The sequence below is a fragment of the Streptococcus infantis genome (assembly GCF_000960085.1).
Lineage (GTDB): Bacteria > Bacillota > Bacilli > Lactobacillales > Streptococcaceae > Streptococcus > Streptococcus infantis_C.
The window spans coordinates 128,132-150,908 of the sequence record NZ_JYGT01000004.1 but is presented as its reverse complement, the minus strand read 5'-3'; the positions used below and the strand labels follow the sequence as shown (position 1 = coordinate 150,908).

Sequence of the window (22,777 nt, the reverse complement as noted above, 5' to 3'; positions counted from 1 at the left end):
GATTATTTCCTATTAAAAAATGCTGTACCAATTCGAACAAAAGTCGAGCCACACTGAATCGCTTCTTTATAGTCACGACTCATTCCCATACTTAATTCTGTCATTGGCATATTGGGGAGTTGTTGTTCACGAATGTATTGTTGCAACTCTTGCGTTTCTTTAAAGATTTTTTGCAACTCTTCTGTTTGGGCTTCAAAGGGAGCCATGGTCATGAGACCAACATACTCGATTTTATCCAAGCTAGACAAGTCTGGCAAGACTGTCAATAGTTCTTCTTTTGAAAAACCATGCTTGCTTTCCTCTCCAGAAATATTGACCTGCAAAAAACATTTAACCGTACGATTGGCACGTTTTTGAATTTCTTGAGCTAATTTCAAAGAATCTAAAGCGTGAAAATAATCAACATAAGGAATGATATCCTTGACTTTTCTTCTTTGTAAGCTACCAATCAAGTGCCAAGTAACATCTTTATCACTTAAAGCATGATACTTCTCAAGAAATTTGTCGACACGGTTTTCACCAATGTGTTTGACTCCTTGGTCAATCAAATTTGCTGCAGTTGCAATATCAACATATTTTGTTACGGCAATTACAGAAACCGAACCGTCTTCACGGCCGGTTTCTTGAATTGCTTTTGTAACCTGTTGAAATACCTGATTTGTATTTTCTTTTAAATCCATCTCTATTAACGGTTTTTAAAGAATGGTGGTGTTTCTAACTCATCTTCATCAGAAGATGGAGCTTCGAAACGCTCAACTGGTGATACGACTGATTCACCTTGACGAACGATTGAATCACGTCTCAAGTCCCAATCACCAAATGCTGATGCTTTAGGTGCTTCAGTATGGCGTTGAGAAGGAGTTGGAAGTTCAGCTGTTTCAGCCAAATCAAAGTGACGGTCGTAAGTGTGAGTGTGCCCAGTTCTTGCTGGCTCACGGAATGATGCTTGTCTTGCTTGTGGTGCTACCACTTTTTCAACTGCATCTTGACGAACTCCAGTTGCAACAACAGTTACACGAATTTCATCTTTCATTGATTCATCAATAGAAGTACCAAGCCAGATGTTTACACCATGACCAGCAGCTTGATTGACGATTTCTGAAGCTTCTTCAGCCTCAATCAAGGTCATATCCAAACCACCTGTTACGTTAACGATGACATCTTCTGCTCCATCGATTGTTGTTTCAAGGAGTGGTGAGTAGATAGCTTTACGAGCCGCTTCAATAACACGTTCTTCTCCGCTACCGATACCGATACCCATGAGGGCATTTCCTTTGTTTGCCATTACTGTCTTCACGTCTGCGAAGTCCAAGTTGATCAAACCAGGATTTGTAATCAAATCTGTAATCCCTTGAACACCTTGGCGAAGAACGTTATCTGCTTCAGACAAAGCTTCAAGAAGTGGAGTTTTCTTATCAACGATTTCTAACAAATTGTTGTTTGAGATAATCAAAAGAGTATCAACATGTTCGCGAAGTTCGTTAATACCTTCAACTGCGAATTGACCACGTTTACTTCCTTCAAAACCGAATGGACGTGTTACCACACCAACAGTCAAAGCGCCTAAACCTTTAGCGATACGAGCGATAACTGGTGCAGCACCTGTACCAGAACCACCACCCATACCAGCAGTAATGAAGACCATATCTGCACCACTGATTGCTTCAGTGATTACTTCTTCGCTTTCTTCAGCAGCCTTGCGACCAACTTCAGGTTGTCCTCCAGCACCAAGTCCACGAGTTAATTTAGGGCCAAGCTGGATAACTGTTTCAGCTTTTGTACTGCTCAAAGCTTGTACATCTGTGTTGGCTGCGATGAACTCAACACCTGAAACGCCTTCGTCAACCATGCGGTTAATGGCGTTTCCTCCGCCACCACCGACACCAATTACTTTAATTACTGCACCTTGTGCTGCTGCTGTATCAAATGAAAATGTCATATTTTATTCCTCTATCCTATTCATCAAACATGCTTCCGATCAAACTACGGAATCGTTCAGTCAATTTCGGCTTTTCTTCTGATTGATTTGGAGTTGTTGATTCAGTCGAATAAGTTGATTCAGCTGATTCAGTTGAAGTTGTTCCAAATACTGAACGTTGAGAAGTTGCAGGTTTTTCCTGACTTGGAGTTCTGAAGTCAATTGGTTGTTGACGCAAGACTTGATCTCCTCTGATAGCTCGTTGAGCCAAAACATTAACTTCTGTAAGACTTCCAGCGTATTCAGACAGACTAATCACATGGGCAAATGCTGGATTGCGGATACCTACTTGGTTTGGTACGTATAGTTTCACACGCACTCCAAGCACTTCTTGGGCAAGCTCAACAACACCTGGTAGAATAGCATTTCCACCAATCAGAGCAATACCGCCTGGCAAGTCTAGCAAATGTCTTCTTTCCAAATCTTGTTTGATTTGTTCGAAGATGTGTTTCAATCTAGCTGAAATGATTTGAGACAAGTACTCTTCAGTAACCTCAACAGGTTCTACTTCCCCAATAACTTCAACTTGGAAAGTCTCTTTGCTTGCAAGTTGCGGGTAAGCTTCACCGTAGTTAAGTTTCAAGCCTTCTGCGATCTTCTTAGAAGTTTTAAGAACTTTTGAAATGTCTTTTGTAACGTAATCGCCACCTTCTTGGTAAACATTTGTGTATTGAAGTTCTTGGTTACGGATAGTTGCAACACTTGTTTGACCACCACCCATATCGATAACAGTCGCTCCAAATTCACGTTCACCTTCATTCAGAACAGATTGAACAATAGCAAGTGGTGAAATAATCACGTTATCAACTTGAACTCCAACACGTTCTACTGTCTTACGAAGGTTGTGAAGAATAGTTCTTGGACCAGTGTAGAGTAGCCCACGCATCTCCAAACGAACACCCATCATACCACGAGGATCACGAATACCTTGGAAACCGTCAACCACAAATTCTTCCGGCACAAAAGTGATTACTTCGCGATCTGGCGTCATGCTCTTTGTCAAAGCTGATTTAACAACATTTTCAACGTCTTGATCTGTAATTTCTTTTGTGTCTGACGTTACAGGAATCATTCCTTGAGTTGGTTCCACTTGCAGTAAGTTTGCTGGAAGTCCAACGTTTACAGACTTGATTGAAATTCCTGCTTTTTCTTCTGCTTGAGAAATAGCAGATTTGATAGCCGTTGCTGCGGCTTCGATATCAACGATAATTCCATCCTTGACACCTTTACTTTTGGCGTTGCTAACACCGATTACATTTACTTCACCATCTACAAGCTCAGCAACTAACACTTTAATAGAGCTTGTTCCAATATCTAAGCCTGTAAAGAAACCATTTCTAGTCATTACATTGCGTCCTCTCTATCTTCCAAGTTTCACACTTTGATTTTTTAACAGCTACAAGAAGGCATAGCTATTCACAGAATATTATATCATAAAAATTAGTTTGGTGCTTAATTTTTTATGATTTTATCGAAGGTTTTTCATTAAATTTAGTTTAATATTATTTTACAAATTGTTATTTTTAATTTTCTATATAATTTTTATTGAATTAACCTGAAAATTTAGTAAAAATATTTGAAAACAGAATGGTTTTCAAAGTTTTCTATATTTTTTTATATAAAAAATGCCATAAACTATTTATTCAATCAGTTCGGAATCCTAGTCCACCAGTCAAAATTTCTATACTTTAAAAAAAGAAGCCAGGAGACCTAACTTCTTTTACATTTTCAACTGTTTTAATGCAGTACGTAAATAATATCCTTCTCGAATCTCTTTTCCTACACGCTTGGTGTTTTCTAATAGAGTCTGGTAGTCATCTAAAGTTAACTCCTCTATTACTTGCGGCAAGTCATGTAGTGACTCGACTGCGATACCACACTCTTTCACTAGAACAAAATGAGAGAGAGCTGACTGCTTCCACACTACAAGCGGGAATCCAGATGCCAAGTAAAGGGATGCCTTGTGAGAGTTGTTGTAGCGAAGGTACTCGCCAAAGACACCACTACAGGTTTCAGCACTATCCCCATCCCATACGAGTCCAAATCCACCCTCAAGGGCTACAGGAAGCTCGTCAGGCAGAAAAGAACCAAAGTAAGTTTCATTCTCTAAAGCTCTACTTTCATCAAAACCAACACCATAGAGGTTATAGGCAGGATTTGCCGGCAATTTATACAAGTAACCAGCTTTTTCTTGTGCTAGATTACCTGCCACAATCATCGGCTGGTCTTTTGTTTGAACGATCTTCTCTTGGAAATTAGGAATCAAATAGTCAAAAATGCCAAGGCTAACAATCTTATCTTCCGCAATTCCTTTATCCACCAAAACAGATTTCATAACCGGGTTGTGGGCGATGATTCCATCAGCTGCTTTGAGAAAACTTGCTTCTTGGAGGTACATCCGAATTCTGTGTTTTAAAGGCAGTGAAGTCATGTTGGCATGGCGGAGCACTTCTAGGTCATGAATCAAAAGATAGACTTTAATCCCTCTTTTTTGCGCTTTTTTAACCAAATGGGTGGAGAAAAAGCTATGGTGGAGCATGGGAAACTGGATCAACAACTCATCTCCTTGCTTTAGTTGATCCAAGGCTTGTCCAAAAGCCTTTGCCTTATGGCGTTGAGCCGCAAGGGTACTCATTTGATACCAATTGTCGACGGACAAGACCAAGGGGTGATAGCCTTCTTCTTTCACAATACTTTCTACGTCATTGCGCGCTTTATTTCCCGCGTTCTTTGCGTTGACATCATGCAGGAATTCTTCTTTTAAGTAGTATTTCATAGATTATTGTTTCTTTCAATCAAACTCATTTGCTACAACTTCCAAAGCACGCTCAATGATCACGTGCATGTCGTAGTATTTATAGTCTGCCAAACGTCCACAGAAGATAACCTTGTCATTTTTGGCGGCTTCTTCCTGGTACTTGGCAAACATGGCATTGTTCTTTTCATCGTTGATTGGGTAGTATGGTTCATCTCCACGTTTCCAATCAGCCGGGTATTCACGGGTGATAACTGTCTTAGGTTGTGTACCATACTCAAAGTGCTTGTGCTCAATGATCCGAGTATAAGGAATCTCACGCTCTGTATAGTTGACAACCGCATTCCCTTGATGGTTTTCCTCATCCAAGACCTCGTGTTCAAAACGAAGACTGCGATACTCCAACTCCCCATGCTTGTAATCAAAGTACTGATCAATCATCCCTGTAAAGACAATCTTATCAGCTGAAGTTTCCAGCTCTTCACGATTGGCAAAAAAGTCAACTCCAAGTTCCACTTCTACATCGCCCAACATATTTTCAATGATGACGTTGTAACCACCGATCGGAATCCCTTGGTAACGATCATTAAAGTAGTTGTTATCAAAGGTCAAACGAACTGGTAGACGTTTGATGATAAATGGTGGAAGATCTGTAGCAGAACGGCCCCATTGTTTTTCAGTATAGCCCTTAATCAACTTTTCGTAGATATCTGGGCCGATCAACTTGATGGCTTGTTCTTCCAAGTTCTTAGGCTCAACGTCTTTCATGTCAGCCGTTTGCTCAGCAATCTTATCCTTAACTTCTTGAGGAGTCTTGGTTCCCCACATAGCGTAGAATGTATTCATATTAAAGGGAAGATTGTAAAGACTGCCCTTGTAGTCGGCAATTGGTGAGTTGATATAGTTATTGAACTCAGCGAATTGGTTGACATAGTCCCACACTTTTTTGTTGGACGTATGGAAAATGTGGGCACCGTACTTATGAACGTTGATCCCTTCAATATTTTCACAGTAGATATTCCCACCGATGTGATCACGCTTGTCAATCACTTTTACTTTTTTACCGTGTTTCGTTGCTTCGTGTGCGAAGATTGCTCCAGACAAACCTGCACCAACAATTAAATAGTCATACATTTTAAAACTCCGTTAATGAATTCTACAATTTCTTATCAATGCCGACTCGGAGTCAACATTACCCTAAAAGGCTACATATTGTCTATCAAACCCACCTAAAAATTAATGCTGAAGCTAGGTTATATTTAATGTAACACTATCATTTGATTCTTTTTCGCTAAAGGTATTTGTTGTAAATAGTAAAAACATGAATATATTATATGTAGGAACAAACCAAAAGGCTTCAATCATACAGTTAAAAGCAATCAATGATAGAATTGCAACTAATAAATATTGCCCCTCCTTATACTGTTTCCTTGAGGCGACAACATAAATTATTAGTAATAGTACCACAGGTACTATTCCATATGTAAACAACATCTGTACATAGGAGGAATCTACATAGTTATAACCTATTACAGATTCTGTCTTTCCACCCGACCCGATAAATTGAACATTTCTTGTTCCAAATAAATGAACCCCAAACGTATCAAATGCATTTCTACCTAGAGCCAGCCTCCCAGTAATCAATTTATTAATCGATACCAAAAATGGATTAGACCATGAAAACTTGTATGAAAAATAGGTAACAACTGATGCGAATACAACAGCTGAATATGGTAGCAAGGCAAAAATCTTTAGTTTTTTCCCATTGCTGTAATAAAAATAAATGAAAATAACTGTCGCTAACAAGATTGACAAAGCATTTAAACGTGCATCACAGTATTTTATAATGAAAGCTGATAGCAAGACACCAAACAGCGATCTAGTCCATATAAATTTGTCTTTTAGAAGATAGGAAATTGCTAAAAATAGATAAAAACAATGTGATGCAAAGTCCGTAGGATAAATAAATCCAAACGAATTTCGAATAACACCCGCACGATTATATTGTAGATTAGGAACCATGCCAACAAGTGATAAAAGAAAAACTCCAACTACGAGAATGCCAGCTACAACTACATAGTTCCTCAAAACTACTTTCATATCTACATTAACCAAGAGGACTAGCAGCATCGAATAGACTAGAAAATTAAGCCTATTCGTTTGAACATACACTAAAACCCCCGAAAGCAATAATAGAATAGAAAGTATTAGATATTTGTATGAGACACGCATTTTATACAAAAAACGAAGCCCTAAAAGCAATACAACCAAAAATAGGAAATTTACTTTGACTTGAAAAAAAGTCCTATCCAGCATCGTAGTTGATATGGTATTAAAAAATACCACTACAGATACAACAATGCTGACTAGTAGGTTTTCAAATTTAATTTTTATCATATTTTTTGAAAAAGAATCATACAGGGTGAATTCTAAGAAAAAGAAATATTGAATCGTATGAGAAAAAATATTATTTCTTTAATCTTCTAGTTCACTTATACTCTTCTATCCTCTCTTTCCTAACTATTTAATCAACCAAAGCGAATTTAATCTATACAAGAGTTCATTTTACAATAAGACTATAAGCTACTGAAATTTCTATTTATTCCATCCAATTTCACTTATTCATTAACTGCTGTTTCAACTCTTTTGGACTAATTACCTTTAAGAATAGTATTTGAAAAATGTAAAGTATCGCTCCTATTGTAGCAAATACCATAACATTTATAACAGGCGTAAAATTCACTGTAGTTTTTACAACGAATAGTACACCGTACATGAGAGCTGATGCTCCTATAATTTTAAATGTCGAAGCTAGAAGAGGCACTTCCTTTAAATAGTTTCTTGTAAAATACAGTTGAATAGCCCATACTAAGGCTTCTGTTAATACAGAAACAATGGCTGCTCCGATATAACCTAATTTAGGTAGTAATAATAAATTTAAACCAACACTCACAATAGCTGGAATAGTTGTCGAAATCATAAATTCTTTATTTTTATTATGTGGAATCAAGATTTGAATACCCATAATATTTGTCCAGCCAATAAAGAACATTCTAAAAATCATAATTGCTATCGCATATTTAGCATCTTGGAAATCCTGTCCTAAGAAAAATTGCACGAAATCATCATTAACAATTAAGATTCCTGCAATAATAGGAAAAATGACTAAATTGTATATTAAGAAAGACATCTGATGCATTTTGTTTACAGCCTTGTGATCTCCAGTTGATAGGAGATTGGCAACACGAGGAAGCATTACGCTTCCTAACGAAGTCACTAGTGTAAGCAAAATATTGACCAATTTTAAGGCTTGGTCATAAATTCCGACGTCTTTAGTTGAGGCTAATGCCCCTAGCATAGTACGATCCAAAGTAACATATAGCGAAATAGCTATTTGGGGCAGAAACAAGAGAACAACTGGTTTCAAGTGTTGTTTAGCATAGGACCAATCAAAATGTGGTTTCCCGATAAATTCTCTAGATGGCAACCACATACTAAACTGCCCCAATAATTCAAATATTGTTAGCAAAAACACATAAAGATATAAATCATTTGCTGATTTTACAAATAAGAAAATCGAAATAACTCCAACAAGTTTGACAGTAATATTTCTAACTGTTATCTTGCGAAAATCCTCTAACCCTTGAAATAACCAGGAGATATCCATCCCTTTAGATACCAGACTCAAGCCCAAAATATATGCAACGGGATTTTGCATAAATGACAAGGACAGACATAAGAGAATGTATAAGCATATCGACAGAATGGTCGCACCAAACTGCAAGGTATATATGCCCCAAAAGTTTTTTCTGATATCTTTACGATGGCCTGAAATTTCTTTTGTACCATAATTGGCCACTCCCAATGTCGCCAATAAAATAAAGTAGGTTACAATTGAATTGAAATAACCATAAGTCCCTAAATCAGTTGAACTAAATACCCTAGTTACATAAGGTGTTGTTATAATAGGAAGAATTATCACTAGTAGCTGGTAAGAGAGATTATATGCATAATTTTTTAAAACCTTCATTCTTACCTAACCCATCTTCTCTCTAATTTTTTCATACAGTTTTGGAGAAACCAAAAGCATCAGGTATTTCACTTTATTTTTCCCTGTTATATTTGGATTAGGAATAATATCGTTGAAGTATCTAGTGTATTCTTTTCTGATTTTATTGACAGCCGAATACATATCTGAACCGAGCATAGCATGTACTACATGTAACCCCTTAAAGACATAACGTACAGTAAGTGCTTTCTTCATTTCCTTATCATTAGGATAATCTCTCTGAACAAATTCTCTATTCATCTCTATAGCCTTATAGAAGTCTAAAAATTTATCACTATAAGAAGAATTGACAATACTTCCAGGTCTTCGATAATATTTGTATAAATTGATACACCCTACGGCAATTTCATTGCATGCTCCGATATGCTCAAAAGAGACAGCCAAATCTTCATAGATCATACCCTCTGGAAAAGGAAACTTCATCAAGATTTCTTTTTTGTATAGTTTTCCCCCTGGATGAGTTCCAACTATATTTCCATAAAACATCTCCTTCAAAGCTGTATAGCGATCTAATTTCAAAGAATCTATGTTAGTTAATGAACCTAAAAAATCTTCACTTTGGAAGTCCCTAACTTCGATGACGGAAGTTGCAACAAGATCAACAGCATACTTCTTTTGAAGTTGCACTAAATACTCAACAGTTCTACGATCATAGTAATCATCAGAATCAATGAAAATTATCCACTCAGCAGAAGCAAACTTTACACCCGTATTTCGAGCATTAGAAAGGCCTCCATTCTCAATATGCAAGACTCTAATACGGTCATCTTCTTGGGCATACTTATCACATATTCTTCCAGAATCATCAGTAGAGCCATCATCTACCAAAATAATCTCAATATCCTTGTACGATTGATTAATTAAGCTGTCAACACAATATTTCAAATAATCTTCAACGTTGTATACTGGAACAACAATCGAAACCTTTTCCATTATGATAATCCCTTCATAATAATCTCTACAATCTGTTGACAAGCCGTTCCATCCCCATAAGGATTACTTGCCTGGCTCATCTTGTTATAATCCTTTTCACTTTCCAAAAGAAGCTTAAAATTCGTATAAATTTTTTCTTCTTCTGTTCCAACTAATTTCAAGGTTCCTGCGGCAATCCCTTCTGGACGTTCTGTTGTATCACGCATAACCAAAACTGGTTTCCCTAAAGATGGAGCTTCTTCCTGAACACCGCCAGAGTCTGTTAAAATCATATAGCTTTGGTTCATGAAATTATGAAAATCAATCACTTCCAAGGGCTCAATGATTTTCATTCGCTCATTCTCTCCAAAAATCTTGCTAGCCAATTCTCTAACTTTTGGATTTTTGTGAATAGGATAGACCACCTTGACATCTTCGAACTCTTCTAAAATCCGGTTGACCGCACGGAACATGTGCTCCATAGGTTCTCCAAGATTTTCGCGACGATGAGCTGTCAACATGATGAGCTTGCTCTCTTTTGCCCACTCCAATATAGGGTGGTCGTAGTCTTCTTGGACTGTAGTTTTCAAGGCATCAATAACGGTATTTCCTGTAACGAAAATATTGGTCCGTCCTTCTTTTTGAAGATTCTCTTTTGAAACCTGGGTTGGAGCAAAATTGTAATCTGCCACTATGGAAGTAGCTTGGCGGTTAAACTCTTCAGGATAAGGACTTTGAAGATTGTAAGTCCGAAGACCTGCTTCCACATGCCCTACTTTGATGCCCATATAAAAGGCTGCCAAAGCTGTCGCAAAGGTGGTTGTGGTATCCCCATGCACGAGGACAATATCAGGTTTTTCTTGCTCCAAGACTGGTTGGATTTTTTCCAAGATAGAGGTCGTAATAGTAAACAAGGTTTGATTGGCCTTCATAATGCCAAGATTATAGTCTGGAACAACACGAAAAACGTCTAACACTTGGTCCAGCATTTCCTTGTGCTGCCCTGTTACACAGACTACAGTTTCAATGGTATCGTGTTGTTTGAGTTCATTGACCAAAGGACACATTTTAATGGCTTCTGGACGTGTCCCAAACACTAACATTACTTTTTTCATTTTGAACCCTTCCTCATCGATTGGTAAAAGTTCCGATAGTTGTCTAAAAAGATCGGATAGCTATACTTACTTTCATAATCTCTCTTTGCTTGAGCTGCTAAAGCGGCTCTTTTCTCAGGCTTTCCCGCCAATTCCTCAATTGCTTGCGTCAGGGCTTTTGGATCTTTGACCGGAACAAGCATTCCATTGCTGTCATTGACAATTTCCTTGATACCAGGAATGTCTGTTGCCACCATGGTTTTCCCATTCATAAAGGTTTCGATTACATTCAAGGCTAACCCTTCATACAAGGAAGAGGAGACTAAAAAATCAAAGCTATTGATACACTCTACCACGTCGCTTCGGTAGCCCAAAAAATGAATTCTATCTTCCAGATCTAGCTCTTTTGTTTGATTTATCAAATCATTTTTCAATTCTCCGTCACCGACAATAAACAAGGATACACTTGGATTTGTCACAAGTGACATGGCTTGGATCAGGTAGGGTAAGCCTTTTTGTTCGGATAAGCGAGCAATACAACCGATTTTTACACCAGGTGTTTGAGCAATCTCAGCAACCATGTCCTGACTTTCTTTCATGAGAACACCGTTATAGATAACTGCCGTTTCTTTTATGCCGACATCTGCTTTTAAGTTCTCATTGACAGCCTCACCGACGGCAATAGCATGAGCCTTTCCTAGGGCGAATTTATAAAGTGGTAATTTATCCTTGAAAACATTATGGGCTGTGTAGACATGGATCAATTTTGGATGGCGCATCTGCAACAAACGAATATAGAAAGCAGCCATCCGGTGATGGGTGTGGACAAGAATGATCTCGTTTTCTTTGATGATTTTGGAGAGACTAGCAAGAATCTTGAGCACAGTAGCTGGCTGTTTGCTATCGACGTCTAGAATCCGATGGTGTTGAATCCCATTCTCTGCTAGTTTATCTTCCCATAGTCCACCAGTAGACGCGACATGTACCTGATCAAATTCATCCTTGAGGTCTGTCGCCAACTGACAGACAATGCGTTCTGCCCCACCGATATCCATAGTCCGCGAAATGTGCAGAATATTATTTTTTTGCTTTCCGTTTTTCATGTACTACTCTCTTAATAAAAGTGGCATTTCCTACAAAATAGCGCTTAAATAGGCGTTTTGGTTCATTGGCCACACGGAACAACCATTCCAGATTGGCCTTTTGCATCCATATAGGTGCCCGCTTGATATGTCCTGAAAGGACATCAAAGCTTCCTCCCACTCCCATAAAGACAGAATTAACACCTTGATCCATAAATTTTTGAATGATGTATTCTTTCTTGGGAGAGGTAATCCCAACAAAAACAAAATCAGGATTTTTCTCTCGGATATCTTCTTGAATACCGTACTCATCTTCTTCAGAAAAATAACCATTACGATATCCAAGGACTCGTAAATTTGGATAGTCTTTCTTAAAGATTTCTAGCATGTCTATTAAAACTTCTTCCTTGGCACCAAAAAAATAAACCGAATAAGACTTTTCATTGGCCAACAAGAGCAATCTTTGCATCAAATCAATCCCAGCAACTCTCTCAGGAACTTGATAACCCAAAAAGCGGGAAGCAAGAACAACTGAAGCTCCATCTGCATTAATAATCTCAGAAGCGTTCACTATCTTTTTAATAGATTCATCTGTTTGACATTGATTAATTTTGTCTGCGTTCACCCCCATTAGATGGAGTGGCCGTTGCTCAAGAACAAATTTTTCAACAGCTTGGACAGTTTCGTCCATTGTTAAGGGGTCAATTCTGACCCCCATTAAATTAAAACTATTCAATTTAATCTCCCCACGTAGACTCAAAATGACCCTTACGCTCAGCTTCTTTTGGCAGTTGCATGTAATCACCGTATATTTTTGTCAAATATTCATCGGGATTTGCATGACAACTTATTTGTAAATTTTCAAATTCTAGTAATTGCGGTTCCCCGAACACTTCTTTTCTTGCGAGTTCACGTTCTCGGTAGGAACCCAAGACATTTCCGACCATAGTACTAGTCTCGTAATCATATTGTTTGATGATACTTTGCAATTTTTTATTAATTTTTGAAGTGTTTAAAAGTTTATTTAATTTCAAAGTTTTTGAAACTTTTACAATCGCATTTTCGAATGAACCTCTATCTCTCTCATGTATGCGATCGATGACAGAAATTTTAGACAAGGCACGATAGAACTTTATTTTATTTGTATGCACCCAGTAATGAATTCCGTCTTCTGGGTAACCATCTAAGGGAAAGATATCAATAAAGGGACTACACCATTCATTGCCAAATTGAATTTGGATTGAAGTATCCATAATAGAAGTATTACCTAGATTATCGTCGTGAAGTCTTAAAATAACACTTTCAGGAAGCTCTTTCTCACAGATTGACAAGAATTTTTCATAATCTTTTCTAGGCATTCCTAAATCCATATCGTCATCCCATGGGATAAATCCTTTATGACGAATGGCACCGAGTAATGTCCCACCCAAGGCGTAATAACGCAAATCATGTCTTTTACAAAGATCGATATAACTTTCTAAAAGAGTTAACTCTCCTAATTGAATTTCTCTCACTTTATTCATAGAATCATTTTGCTCCATCTCTCATCAGCACTACTTTTATTGTTTTTAATAAAATTTCGAAATCTTTCCAAATTGTCCAATCATCGATATAAGCTACATCTAGTTTGACAACATCGTCAAAATTGGTAATTCCACTTCGACCACTAATTTGCCATAGCCCAGTAATGCCTGGTTTAAAACTCAATCGACGTTTCTGTTCAGGAGTATACTTTTCATACTCATCCACTGTTGGAGGACGAGTTCCAACTAGGCTCATGTCCCCAATCAGTACATTCCAAAACTGGGGTAACTCGTCAATACTAGTTTTACGTATAAAACGACCAATTTCTGTAACTCGAGGATCATTATCCATTTTAAACATACCACCTTGCATGGTATTCTGATCCATCAATTGCTGCTTGATTTCTTCTGCATCTACCCTCATGGAACGGAATTTATAAAATGTGAAATAGCGACCATTTTTACCGACTCGGGTTTGAGAGAAGATTGCTGGTCCACCATCTTTTCGAATCATTGGAACAAGGACTATACTTACCAATCCACAGATGATCAGTCCAACAATTGCTCCTAAAATATCAATCATTCGTTTGGCAACTATGTGGCTTGGTTTGTAGAGATTTGTAGAAAAAGTTACTACATTTAATCCAGCCATCTCATGGATTTGTTTGTTTCTACCTAAATTCTTATCAAAGGCATTTAGATTAACAGTTACATCAATCCCCATCGTTTCAAATTGAGAAATAATGCTACCAATATCATAATCCTCACTTGGTAAATTTACGAAAACCTCATCCACTACTTCGTGAGTTGCATAATGAATGAGATGTTCACGCGGAACAATCGTAACTTTATCGTGTTTAAAACTTGGATCATCCAAAACACTCACTGCTACAAGCTTTCCAGAAACATCATTAGCAGTCAAGAGGCGGTCAATTACTTTCTCAGTACGTGTTGTTGCAGTTATTAAAAGAATTTTACGACTCCCTTTTAAATTATGGTTAAATTGTACCCAATATTTTTTTATAACAAAGCTGAGAATGTAGTTGAAAATTCCATATAATGAAAGGAAGTAAACCATTCCTCTTCTAGAGATTACAAATTGATCTTTCAAGAAGAAACTAGAGAAACTAATTAACAAGGCAAAAAAGATAATGTATTTTACTATCTCTAACAATTCGACCGATTGACTTCGCTTGAAGAAATCCTTTCCATATCCACTGATGTAGAAGGCAGCAAAGTGAAGAAAATAAAGGACAAAAACAGTTTTTGCAACAATTTCTGTTTCTGTTACAGAAATAAGTATATAAGCTAATACACTAACAAGTATACTCTGCAAAAACGCTAGAGTTACGTTATAGAAACCCCTTCCTTCCATATTTTACTCCCTAAACTTATTTTTTACCATAAGAACCATAGTTCCCATAACCACCATATGTACCATATGTACCATATTTTTCAAGATGAATATTGAACTTATTCAGAATTACACCAAGGAATGGTGTTCCAGTTTGTTCTAATTGGGTCTTAGCTTTTTGAACTTCTCTACGTTTAGTTGCAGAAGCCTCTGTCACTAAAATAGAAGCATCGCATTTTTGCGCAATAATTGCAGCATCGATAACTACTCCTATAGGAGCTGTATCTACAATGATATAATCAAAATACTTGCGTAGTGTTTCTATCATGACTTCAAATTTCTCACTTTGAAGAAGTGCCGTTGGATTCGGAGAAATAGCTCCAGATTGAACAACAAATAGATTTTCTACATTTGTTTCACACAACCCCTGAGATAAGTCCTTTGTCCCAGACAAGTAATCTGTTAAACCAGTGATTTTTTCTCTCGAAATGAAGACACCAGACATAACAGAATTTCGAATATCGGCATCAATTAGGAGCGTTTTATAACCAGCACGCGCAAAAGCCCATGCAATATTAGTTGAAGTCGTTGATTTTCCTTCTCCAGGTCTAACCGAAGAAATAGCAATAACCTTCAACTTATCTCCACTCAATTGTATATTAGTACGCAAAGCATTATAATATTCTTCTGCTTTTTTTACGAATGCTTGGCGTTTTTCTGATAATTCTAACTTTGCCATATTTTCTCCCTTACTTTAATTTCTCTAAATTTGGAATAACTCCCAAAAGCGAAATATGCATTACTTCTTCAATATCTTCTGGACGTTTCACACGGTCATCCAATATTTCGACCAATAGAGCTAATAGAATGACAATACTTGCTCCTGCACCAACACCAAAGATTGTATTGCGACGAATATTTGGAGAAGATGGTGATAGGGCAGGACGAGCTTCCTCCAATGTAGTTACATCAGATACTTTCGTTACAGAGATGATTTTTTGAGCAGCTACTTCTCTAAGAGCATTTGCTATTCGACTAGCTTCTTCAGGATTCCCATCTCTTACTGAAATTGACACTATACGAGTATCTGCTGGAACCGTTACTTGAACTTTTTTAGCGAGGGATTTTGCATCAAAACTCAACCCTTGTTCAGCTACTACTTTTTCTAATACATCTTGAGAAAGAATAATTTCTCGGTAGTCTTTTACCAAGTATGAGCCAGCTTGCAAATCTTGATTGGTTAGACCAGGCTTATCACCTTGATTACGATTTACCACATAAATACGTGTCGTACTTGTAAATTGAGGTTTAACTACAAACGAACTATACCCAAAAGCAACCGCACCTGTAACAATTGCTACCAATGCTATTATTAATTTACGTTTCCATAAAACTTTAAGCATTTGCACTACATCGATTTCGATTTTATCTTGTTGTTTCATTGTTTCTCCTATATAATTTCATCTTTTATAATTTTTAAAGGATTTATTTCAAAAAGCTCTTGAGCTTTTCCTTTGCCATATTTTCTACTTACTAAATCATAAGCTTCTTTCATATGAGGTCGTCTATTATCCAAGTTATGCATATCACTTGCCACAACATGAACTAAATCTCTATCTAAAAAATAGCGAGCACGTTTTTTCATAAACTTATAAGTATCCCCAAATAGTTTTGGTTTCAGAATACTAGAGCTGTTAATTTGTGTGTAGCATCCCATATTGATAAGTTCTCTTACTTTTTTCTCATCATTTTCTAAAGCGTGGTAGCGCTCAATATGAGCAATCACAGGTGTCACACCTAACATGAGAACTTTTGACAAGGCACTATGAATCTCTCGATAAGATGTATTCATACTAAACTCAATCAAGGCATAGCGTGTATCATTCAGTTTCGGTATGATATGATTTTCTAATTTATCTAGAACGTCACTAGTAAAATATATCTCAGCACCATATAAAACTGTTAAGTCAGGAGCTATCTCCTTGGCTAGTTCCTGAACGATCTTAAAATTAGTAGCAATTTTATCTTCTGGTGTCTCAAACATTCCCTTTCGTCGATGAGAAGTTGAAACAATTGTCCGAGCCCCTTGTGCATAAGCTTCTTTTAACAACGCTCGACTATCTTCTATACTTTTCGGTCCATCATCAACATCAAAAACTATATGTGAATGAATGTCAATCATCTTATTTCCCTTCCATGGTATCTTTAATAGCCGCCTTAACGGTTTCCAAGCTTGTTGGATCCACTTCTAACATATAAAGGTTGCTATCCGGCATAGCGTAGGATGGTAAATCCATACGCCCAGTTCCTTTTAAATCTTGGTTTGTGACAGTGTATTTTCCTCCACTTGCCAATTGGGCATTAACCAGATTAATCATTGTCTCTGGTGGCATATTGGTCTGAATGGAATTCTGCAAACTTTGGATAATGCCATCAAAATTCTTCAAGGCTTCTGCCGAGGTTAGTTTTTGGATGACAGCCGCTATCACTTTTTGTTGATTACGACCACGATCCCCATCACCATTTGTCAATGAATAGCGTTCACGAACAAAACCTAAAGCCTGTTCAGAATCCAGATGAACGTTCCCTACAGGGAAGTGATATTTCCCGTGTAGCGAAGTGAATTCTTGATCATTATAGACATCGACACCTCCGAGAAGATCAATCAACTTCAAGAATGAAGTAAAATTAAGACGAGCATAGTAATTCAAATTGATATCGTAGAGATTTTCCAAAGTATGGATAGAGGCATCAACACCATAAATACCAGCATGCGTCAACTTATCGTTTTGATTATTTCCTCCATCTGCTATTGGAACATAAGCATCTCTAGGAGTTGTCGTCAAGAGAATCTTCTTGGTGTCTTGATTAACTGTCATGATGATATTAACATCAGAGCGCGATACAGAGCTAATCGGTCCGTAAGTGTCGATTCCACTAACATACACATTAAAACTATTACCCGTAGTTGCTTTTGGCGCTGCAACTGTCTTTGTTAAATCTTTGATGTAGATTTTTCTTATCTTTTTAGCATAATCAGGATATTCTTGCTCAATTAAATTTTCAAATACACCATTTAAAACAATTGCCTTAGTCTCACCAGCCAATAAACTCTTGTAAGATGCCAAATAGGAAGAACTCCCCTCCACTGTTAGATTTTTACTCTGAGTTGTCTTAATGTCATCTATCAACTTTTGAATATTCTCAGCATCTGTTCCTGTTGGAGCAGTCACACTAGAAAGTTGAGAAACATCATTAATTTCGCTGTCAGCTAATACTGCCACACTCATAGAGTATCTCGAATAATTAGAAGTGGCATTAAATTGATTTGCAAGACTAACAAACTGTTGTACTGCTACTACAGCTACTGAGCTTAGTAACACTGCCAAGACAAGCATAATCAATGTAAAGATTTTAGCTTTTTTCTTCAAAATTAAAATCAGTGCCAGCAATGCCACAAGTACGAGTACTACTGAGAGAATGATATTCACAAAATTGATGGCTAAAATCTGATATCTAAAAATTAGAAACAATAAAAAACAAGCAAGAACTACATAGATAATTAACAAACCTGCGTTCAAGCTCTGCTGAATTTGACTAGATTTACTTTTTTTCAAGCGTCTGGTACTCACGAAACACCTCTACAATATATTTTAATTTAATTATATCACAAACTATATCTCAAGGCTATCTACATCTACCAAGGAAGGGCTTGCTTTTTGCAGCATATGTTTACTTTTTACATATGTTTATATATTTTGATAGTTTAAATGTTTACAGGGGACAAAATAAATAAAAACAGAGCTTTTATAAGCTCTATTTTTATTTATTTAACGTGGCTTTCGAATTCTTTTTGACTCTTTTCAACTGCATTTTTACGTTCTTGTTCCCATTTAGATTTAGCTTCAGCAAATTGAGAACTTGTAACGACATCAGTCTGCAATCTCATGTACTTGTAGTTGTTTCCAGTACCTTTGATCCCGACAAGTGAGTATGCTCGTGTGAACGGTGTTACACGCGTCACTGAAGCTCCACCACCATTTGAATTTACAGGAAGCAATAGTGAACTATCGATCAGCCAAGCTTGTGCGTCTGCATAGTTTTCATAACGTTTTGTCACGTCTGTATTTTCTGCATCTGCCGCTTTCAATTTTTGAGTATATTGGTCCAATCCGATATTTGTAATCTTATCAGTATCCTTGCTTGGATCAAGTCCTAAAATCTTGAGATAGAATCCATCCTCAGCGTTGAAAGGATTGAGATAAGTCGATGGATCTTGGTAGTCTGCAGACCAACCATCCAAGTTCAAGTCATAGTCATGATCAGCTGTGGTTGGCGCTTGGAAAGTCGCATTTGCATAGTCTTCTGTTGAAATTTGAACTACATCAATCACTACATTTTCTGCCCCAAGAGTTGATTCGACAGATTGTTTAAGCGAATTAATCTTTGGAAGCAATGTTTTGTTAACTTGGTCTACAGGCAAGTCCAAATGAATCGGGAAGGTTACACCTTGTGCTTCTAATTCTTTTTTAGCCTCTGCAAATTGAGCTTGTGCTTTTTCTTTGTTGAAGTATCCATCTTGAGCATCTTCAAGATTCATATTTGACCACTGTGTACCGTAGTTTACCAACTTAGATGCGACTGTCTCACCAAAAGTCTTGTCTCCAACTTGTACAAAAGTCGGTGGTACAAGTGTGTTACGAAGAGTATTTTTAGCAGCTTCTTCTCCATTAGACTGAGCTGAGTAGGCTGTACGATCAATTGCAAAGTTGATTGCTTGACGGAAGTTTTTATTTAAAATAGCAGCTTGGGTAGCTTGTTTTTGTTCATCACTAGTCTTAGCTGTATGATTGTATGTTTGGCGATTAACGTTAAAATTATAGTACCAAGAAGTCGCGTCCTGCAAGCTATAGACGATGTTGTCCTTGTATTTCTCTTTCGTCTTTGCAAAGTTTGAACTATTTGGGTAGACACCGGCAGATGAGTAAGCTCCGCTTTCGAAATTGCGGATAGTCATATCTTGGTCAGAACCATCAACATAAGCCAATTTAACTTTTTCAATCGTTACTTTTTCTTGGTCGTAGTAATGAGGGTTCTTCATGTACTCAAGAGATGATTTTGATGTAAATTCTTTTAACAGATACGGACCGCTATAAAGAATACCATCTGGTTTTAATTCTCCAAATTCTTTACCTTTAGAAGCTAAGAATTCTTCATTAACAGGGAATAAGATACTATTTGTAGTCTTAGAGTTCCAGAATGGTTCTGGTCGTGTCAAGGTATATTGGACAGTGTAATCATCTAGAGCCTTAACTCCAACATTTGAAAAGTCAGTATTTACGCCTGTGACATAATCATCCAAGCCCTTAATTGAGTTTTGAATCAAATCGAGTGCTTGACTCTTGTTGTCAGCTGCATACTTGATACCTGTGACGAAATCTTGCGCTTTAATTGAAGCATATTCTTCCCCATCAGCAGTGAACCATTTAGCATCCTGACGAAGTTTGTAAGTATAAGTCAAACCATCTTTAGAAACGCTCCAATCTTCTGCAAGAGCAGGAATAAGATTTCCGTAATTATCATTTTCAAGCAAACCATCCACCAAGTTGGTTACAACAGCGGTATTATCACCAGAGTAGTCCAACAGGTAGTTGAAGGTTGTCGGGTCAGCACCAAATGTTGACGAGTAGGTTTTAGCATCTGATGCTGATTTCCCGCATGCCGCCAATAAGACCGCTGCGGCAAGTGTCAACCCCGCTCCAATCAGTTGTTTTTTGAGTTTCATGATCCATTTTTCTCCTTTTATGTTAGGTTTTATGACATACAACTATTTTATCAAATTTTAGTCTAAAAGTAAAGTTATATACTATTCGACCTCTTATTTGCAATAGAAAAAAAGAAAGAAATCCTGCTAAAAACAAGATTTCTTTACGGATAGTTAAAGATTATTTAACGTGATTCACTAACTCTTTTTGATATTTGGCATTTGTTTCAATTTTTTCTTTTTGCCATTTCTTGAGAGCTTCTTCGTATTCTTTAGCAGTTACAATATCATTTTGCAATTCTAAGCCTTTGAATACAAATGGATCTCCCTTGATACCAACTTGAGAGTATGCTTTTGAGAATGGCACTGTGCGACTAACTGTCGGAGAACCACCTGAAGATGCTACAGGGATGAGAAGTGAGCTATCAGATACCCAAGCTTGTGCTTTGGCATATTTTTCATAGCGTTTGTTGAGATCACTGGTTTCTGACGCCGCATCATCCAAGAGTTTCTTGTACTCATCAAGTCCAACTTGAGCCATGACTTCTGGATCTTTCCCTTTTGTGATCCCCAAGTGTTTAAGGGCAGAACCCTTCTTAGCATCTAAGATATTGAGGTAGGTTGCTGGGTCTTGATAATCTGGCCCCCAACCAGTTCCGTTCAAGTCATAGTCTTTCTGAGAAGGCACTTTGACTTGAGATGTGATACTCATTTTCTCATTGTCAGTCATTTGAAGTACATCGATGACAACATTTTCACTTCCAAGTGCTGCTTCGACAGACTGTTTGAGAGAGTTGGTTTGTTGCACAGCAATAACATCTGTCTGTTCAACTGGAATATCCAAATGAATTGGGAATGTTACACCTTTGGCTTGCAATTCTGTTTTTGCTTTTTCAAAGGCAGCCTTTGCTTTTGTTGGATTGTAAAGAGTATCCTTACCATCTGTCAAAGCAACATCTTTCCATTGATCTCCGTATGTTACCAGTTGCTCTTGAGCCAATTCACCGAAGGTCTTTTCGCCGACCTGTACATAGTCATAAGGCACAAGGCTGGTACGGATAATCTTGTCTGCACCTTCTTCACCATTCATCTGTGCAGAGTAAGCATGACGGTCAAGAGCGAAGTTGATAGCTTGACGGAAGTTTTTATTAAGAAGCGCTTCTTTAGTTGATGTTTTTTGGGCATCATCTGTCTTAGCTGTTTTATTGTAAGACTGACGATTTACGTTGAAAGTAAAGTAATAGCTTGTCGCTTCTTGCGGACTATAAACGATCTTATCGCCGTATTCTTTCTTCGTTGAATCAAAACTTGAGCTAGTTGGGAAGAGACGAGCTGTTGTATATGAGCCTGACGCAAAGCTACGAATCAATGATTCTTGGTCAGAACCATCGTAGAAGGTAAGCTTGACGTGGTCAATTTTAACATTGTCTTTGTCCCAATAATTTGGGTTCTTTTCGTACTCGATCACTGATTTTGAAGTGAAGTTCTTCAAAATATACGGACCATTGTAGAGAATACCCGAAGGCGCTGCCGCACCGTAATCTTTTCCTTGAGAATTTAAGAATTCTTCATTAACAGGAAGCATAGTCGCTGTTGTCACCTTGGAATTCCAGAAGCTTTCTGGTTTGTTCAAAGTATACTCAACTGTATAATCGTCAACTGCTTTGACACCGACTGTTGAGAAGTCATTTGTCTCACCGCTGACATACTCTGCCAAACCTTTGATAGAGTCTTGGATAAGAGTTAGACCATCTGATTTACCATCTGCAGCATGCTTCAAACCTGTCACAAAGTCTTGTGCCTTGACTTCAGCATACTCTTCTCCTTCTGAAGTATACCATTTGACACCTTTACGTAGCTTGTAGGTGTAGGTCAAACCGTCCTGTGAAACAGACCAGTCTTCAGCAAGCGATGGAATCAAGTTCCCGTATTTGTCATTTTCCAAGAGTCCGTCGACCAAGTTGGCGATGACGTCTGATGTTGAACTTTTACTAGTAATGCTATAATCCAATGTTGTCGGATCGATGGCATATACGTATGAAAATGTCGTTGGAGCATCTGCTTTTTTCTCAGCCTTGTTACAGGCTGCCAAAAGTAGAGCTGCACTCATCGTTATACCTGCTACTGCGAGCCACTTTTTCGATTTCATCGGTATTCTCCTTTAAAATACTATTTTTCACCATTATACCCTATTTTTTTATAAAAGCAAGGGTTTTCATGGAATTTTTTAGAAAATTCAAACTAAT

At 37.5% G+C, this 22,777-nt stretch carries 19 protein-coding genes and 1 pseudogene; all 20 read right to left on the bottom strand.

Translation table 11 applies throughout. The features are described 5' to 3' along the window. Positions 1 to 2 precede the first annotated feature (2 nt). Positions 3 to 680, bottom strand: coding sequence for a YggS family pyridoxal phosphate-dependent enzyme (locus TZ94_RS01815; protein ID WP_045613616.1), 678 nt, complete (start codon positions 678 to 680; stop codon positions 3 to 5). 5 nt (positions 681 to 685) lie between these two features. Continuing rightward, positions 686 to 1,939 (bottom strand): cell division protein FtsZ, encoded by a 1,254-nt coding sequence (ftsZ, locus tag TZ94_RS01810; protein ID WP_045613614.1) that lies wholly within the window; start codon positions 1,937 to 1,939, stop codon positions 686 to 688. A 16-nt stretch (positions 1,940 to 1,955) separates the two neighbouring features. Next, complete coding sequence (locus TZ94_RS10150) at positions 1,956 to 2,156, bottom strand: cell division protein FtsA C-terminal domain-containing protein (protein ID WP_414308116.1); 201 nt, start codon at positions 2,154 to 2,156, stop codon at positions 1,956 to 1,958. Further along, a pseudogene (gene ftsA, locus TZ94_RS01805) lies at positions 2,132 to 3,323 on the bottom strand (cell division protein FtsA); the annotation flags it as partial. The gene TZ94_RS10150 and the pseudogene ftsA, both read right to left, overlap by 25 nt. Before the next feature lie 375 nt (positions 3,324 to 3,698). After that, positions 3,699 to 4,754 carry a sugar transferase gene (locus TZ94_RS01800; RefSeq protein WP_045613609.1) on the bottom strand — a complete coding sequence of 352 codons (1,056 nt, stop codon included), beginning with the start codon at positions 4,752 to 4,754 and terminating at the stop codon, positions 3,699 to 3,701. Between the two features lie 15 nt (positions 4,755 to 4,769). Next, entirely contained in the window at positions 4,770 to 5,867 is a 1,098-nt protein-coding gene (gene glf, locus TZ94_RS01795; protein ID WP_045613607.1) for a UDP-galactopyranose mutase, read from the bottom strand. Between the two features lie 114 nt (positions 5,868 to 5,981). Continuing rightward, positions 5,982 to 7,130 (bottom strand): hypothetical protein, encoded by a 1,149-nt coding sequence (locus TZ94_RS01790; RefSeq protein ID WP_045613605.1) that lies wholly within the window; start codon positions 7,128 to 7,130, stop codon positions 5,982 to 5,984. 217 nt (positions 7,131 to 7,347) lie between these two features. Continuing rightward, positions 7,348 to 8,763 (bottom strand): flippase, encoded by a 1,416-nt coding sequence (locus TZ94_RS01785; protein WP_045613602.1) that lies wholly within the window; start codon positions 8,761 to 8,763, stop codon positions 7,348 to 7,350. Between the two features lie 6 nt (positions 8,764 to 8,769). Next, on the bottom strand, positions 8,770 to 9,735 hold the full coding sequence (locus TZ94_RS01780; protein ID WP_045613600.1) for a glycosyltransferase family 2 protein: 966 nt from the start codon (positions 9,733 to 9,735) through the stop codon (positions 8,770 to 8,772). Continuing rightward, positions 9,735 to 10,829 (bottom strand): non-hydrolyzing UDP-N-acetylglucosamine 2-epimerase, encoded by a 1,095-nt coding sequence (gene wecB / locus TZ94_RS01775; protein WP_045613598.1) that lies wholly within the window; start codon positions 10,827 to 10,829, stop codon positions 9,735 to 9,737. The genes TZ94_RS01780 and wecB overlap by 1 nt, the downstream gene beginning before the upstream one ends. Then, complete coding sequence (locus tag TZ94_RS01770; RefSeq protein WP_045613596.1) at positions 10,826 to 11,911, bottom strand: glycosyltransferase family 4 protein; 1,086 nt, start codon at positions 11,909 to 11,911, stop codon at positions 10,826 to 10,828. Before TZ94_RS01770 ends, wecB begins: the two co-directional genes overlap by 4 nt. Beyond that, a complete protein-coding gene (locus tag TZ94_RS01765; RefSeq protein ID WP_045613593.1) occupies positions 11,886 to 12,608 on the bottom strand; it encodes a WecB/TagA/CpsF family glycosyltransferase in 723 nt (240 codons plus the stop codon). The genes TZ94_RS01770 and TZ94_RS01765 overlap by 26 nt, the downstream gene beginning before the upstream one ends. 19 nt (positions 12,609 to 12,627) lie before the next feature. Then, complete coding sequence (locus TZ94_RS01760) at positions 12,628 to 13,413, bottom strand: LicD family protein (protein ID WP_045613591.1); 786 nt, start codon at positions 13,411 to 13,413, stop codon at positions 12,628 to 12,630. A 4-nt stretch (positions 13,414 to 13,417) separates the two neighbouring features. After that, positions 13,418 to 14,788, bottom strand: coding sequence for a sugar transferase (locus tag TZ94_RS01755; protein WP_045613589.1), 1,371 nt, complete (start codon positions 14,786 to 14,788; stop codon positions 13,418 to 13,420). Positions 14,789 to 14,804: 16 nt separating this feature from the next. Continuing rightward, positions 14,805 to 15,506: a tyrosine-protein kinase gene (locus TZ94_RS01750; protein ID WP_045613587.1), complete on the bottom strand. Its 702-nt coding sequence runs from the start codon at positions 15,504 to 15,506 to the stop codon at positions 14,805 to 14,807. 10 nt (positions 15,507 to 15,516) lie between these two features. Next, positions 15,517 to 16,209 (bottom strand): CspC family polysaccharide chain length determinant protein, encoded by a 693-nt coding sequence (locus TZ94_RS01745; RefSeq protein ID WP_045613585.1) that lies wholly within the window; start codon positions 16,207 to 16,209, stop codon positions 15,517 to 15,519. 8 nt (positions 16,210 to 16,217) lie between these two features. Beyond that, the gene (gene cps4B, locus TZ94_RS01740) at positions 16,218 to 16,949 is read right to left on the bottom strand and encodes a capsular polysaccharide biosynthesis protein Cps4B (protein ID WP_045613583.1); all 732 of its coding nucleotides are present in this window, start codon (positions 16,947 to 16,949) and stop codon (positions 16,218 to 16,220) included. A 1-nt stretch (position 16,950) separates the two neighbouring features. Further along, positions 16,951 to 18,399 (bottom strand): LCP family protein, encoded by a 1,449-nt coding sequence (locus TZ94_RS01735; RefSeq protein ID WP_045613580.1) that lies wholly within the window; start codon positions 18,397 to 18,399, stop codon positions 16,951 to 16,953. 194 nt (positions 18,400 to 18,593) lie between these two features. Then, on the bottom strand, positions 18,594 to 20,552 hold the full coding sequence (locus tag TZ94_RS01730) for a peptide ABC transporter substrate-binding protein (protein ID WP_045613579.1): 1,959 nt from the start codon (positions 20,550 to 20,552) through the stop codon (positions 18,594 to 18,596). A 160-nt stretch (positions 20,553 to 20,712) separates the two neighbouring features. Beyond that, positions 20,713 to 22,680, bottom strand: a complete 1,968-nt coding sequence (locus TZ94_RS01725) for a peptide ABC transporter substrate-binding protein (RefSeq protein ID WP_045613577.1) — start codon at positions 22,678 to 22,680, stop codon at positions 20,713 to 20,715. Between the last annotated feature and the right edge of the window lie 97 nt (positions 22,681 to 22,777).

Bases quoted from the DNA above. Each gene is read 5' to 3' on its own strand.
- TZ94_RS01800 (WP_045613609.1), bottom strand. From the start codon at position 4,754: ATGAAATACTACTTAAAAGAAGAATTCCTGCATGATGTCAACGCAAAG.
- TZ94_RS01755 (WP_045613589.1), bottom strand. From the start codon at position 14,788: ATGGAAGGAAGGGGTTTCTATAACGTAACTCTAGCGTTTTTGCAGAGT.
- TZ94_RS01750 (WP_045613587.1), bottom strand. From the start codon at position 15,506: ATGGCAAAGTTAGAATTATCAGAAAAACGCCAAGCATTCGTAAAAAAA.
- TZ94_RS01815 (WP_045613616.1), bottom strand. From the start codon at position 680: ATGGATTTAAAAGAAAATACAAATCAGGTATTTCAACAGGTTACAAAA.
- TZ94_RS01765 (WP_045613593.1), bottom strand. From the start codon at position 12,608: ATGGGGGTCAGAATTGACCCCTTAACAATGGACGAAACTGTCCAAGCT.
- TZ94_RS01790 (WP_045613605.1), bottom strand. From the start codon at position 7,130: ATGATAAAAATTAAATTTGAAAACCTACTAGTCAGCATTGTTGTATCT.
- TZ94_RS01780 (WP_045613600.1), bottom strand. From the start codon at position 9,735: ATGGAAAAGGTTTCGATTGTTGTTCCAGTATACAACGTTGAAGATTAT.
- TZ94_RS01760 (WP_045613591.1), bottom strand. From the start codon at position 13,413: ATGAATAAAGTGAGAGAAATTCAATTAGGAGAGTTAACTCTTTTAGAA.
- TZ94_RS01785 (WP_045613602.1), bottom strand. From the start codon at position 8,763: ATGAAGGTTTTAAAAAATTATGCATATAATCTCTCTTACCAGCTACTA.
- glf (WP_045613607.1), bottom strand. From the start codon at position 5,867: ATGTATGACTATTTAATTGTTGGTGCAGGTTTGTCTGGAGCAATCTTC.
- TZ94_RS01725 (WP_045613577.1), bottom strand. From the start codon at position 22,680: ATGAAATCGAAAAAGTGGCTCGCAGTAGCAGGTATAACGATGAGTGCA.
- cps4B (WP_045613583.1), bottom strand. From the start codon at position 16,949: ATGATTGACATTCATTCACATATAGTTTTTGATGTTGATGATGGACCG.
- wecB (WP_045613598.1), bottom strand. From the start codon at position 10,829: ATGAAAAAAGTAATGTTAGTGTTTGGGACACGTCCAGAAGCCATTAAA.
- TZ94_RS01745 (WP_045613585.1), bottom strand. From the start codon at position 16,209: ATGAAACAACAAGATAAAATCGAAATCGATGTAGTGCAAATGCTTAAA.
- ftsZ (WP_045613614.1), bottom strand. From the start codon at position 1,939: ATGACATTTTCATTTGATACAGCAGCAGCACAAGGTGCAGTAATTAAA.
- TZ94_RS01730 (WP_045613579.1), bottom strand. From the start codon at position 20,552: ATGAAACTCAAAAAACAACTGATTGGAGCGGGGTTGACACTTGCCGCA.
- TZ94_RS01770 (WP_045613596.1), bottom strand. From the start codon at position 11,911: ATGAAAAACGGAAAGCAAAAAAATAATATTCTGCACATTTCGCGGACT.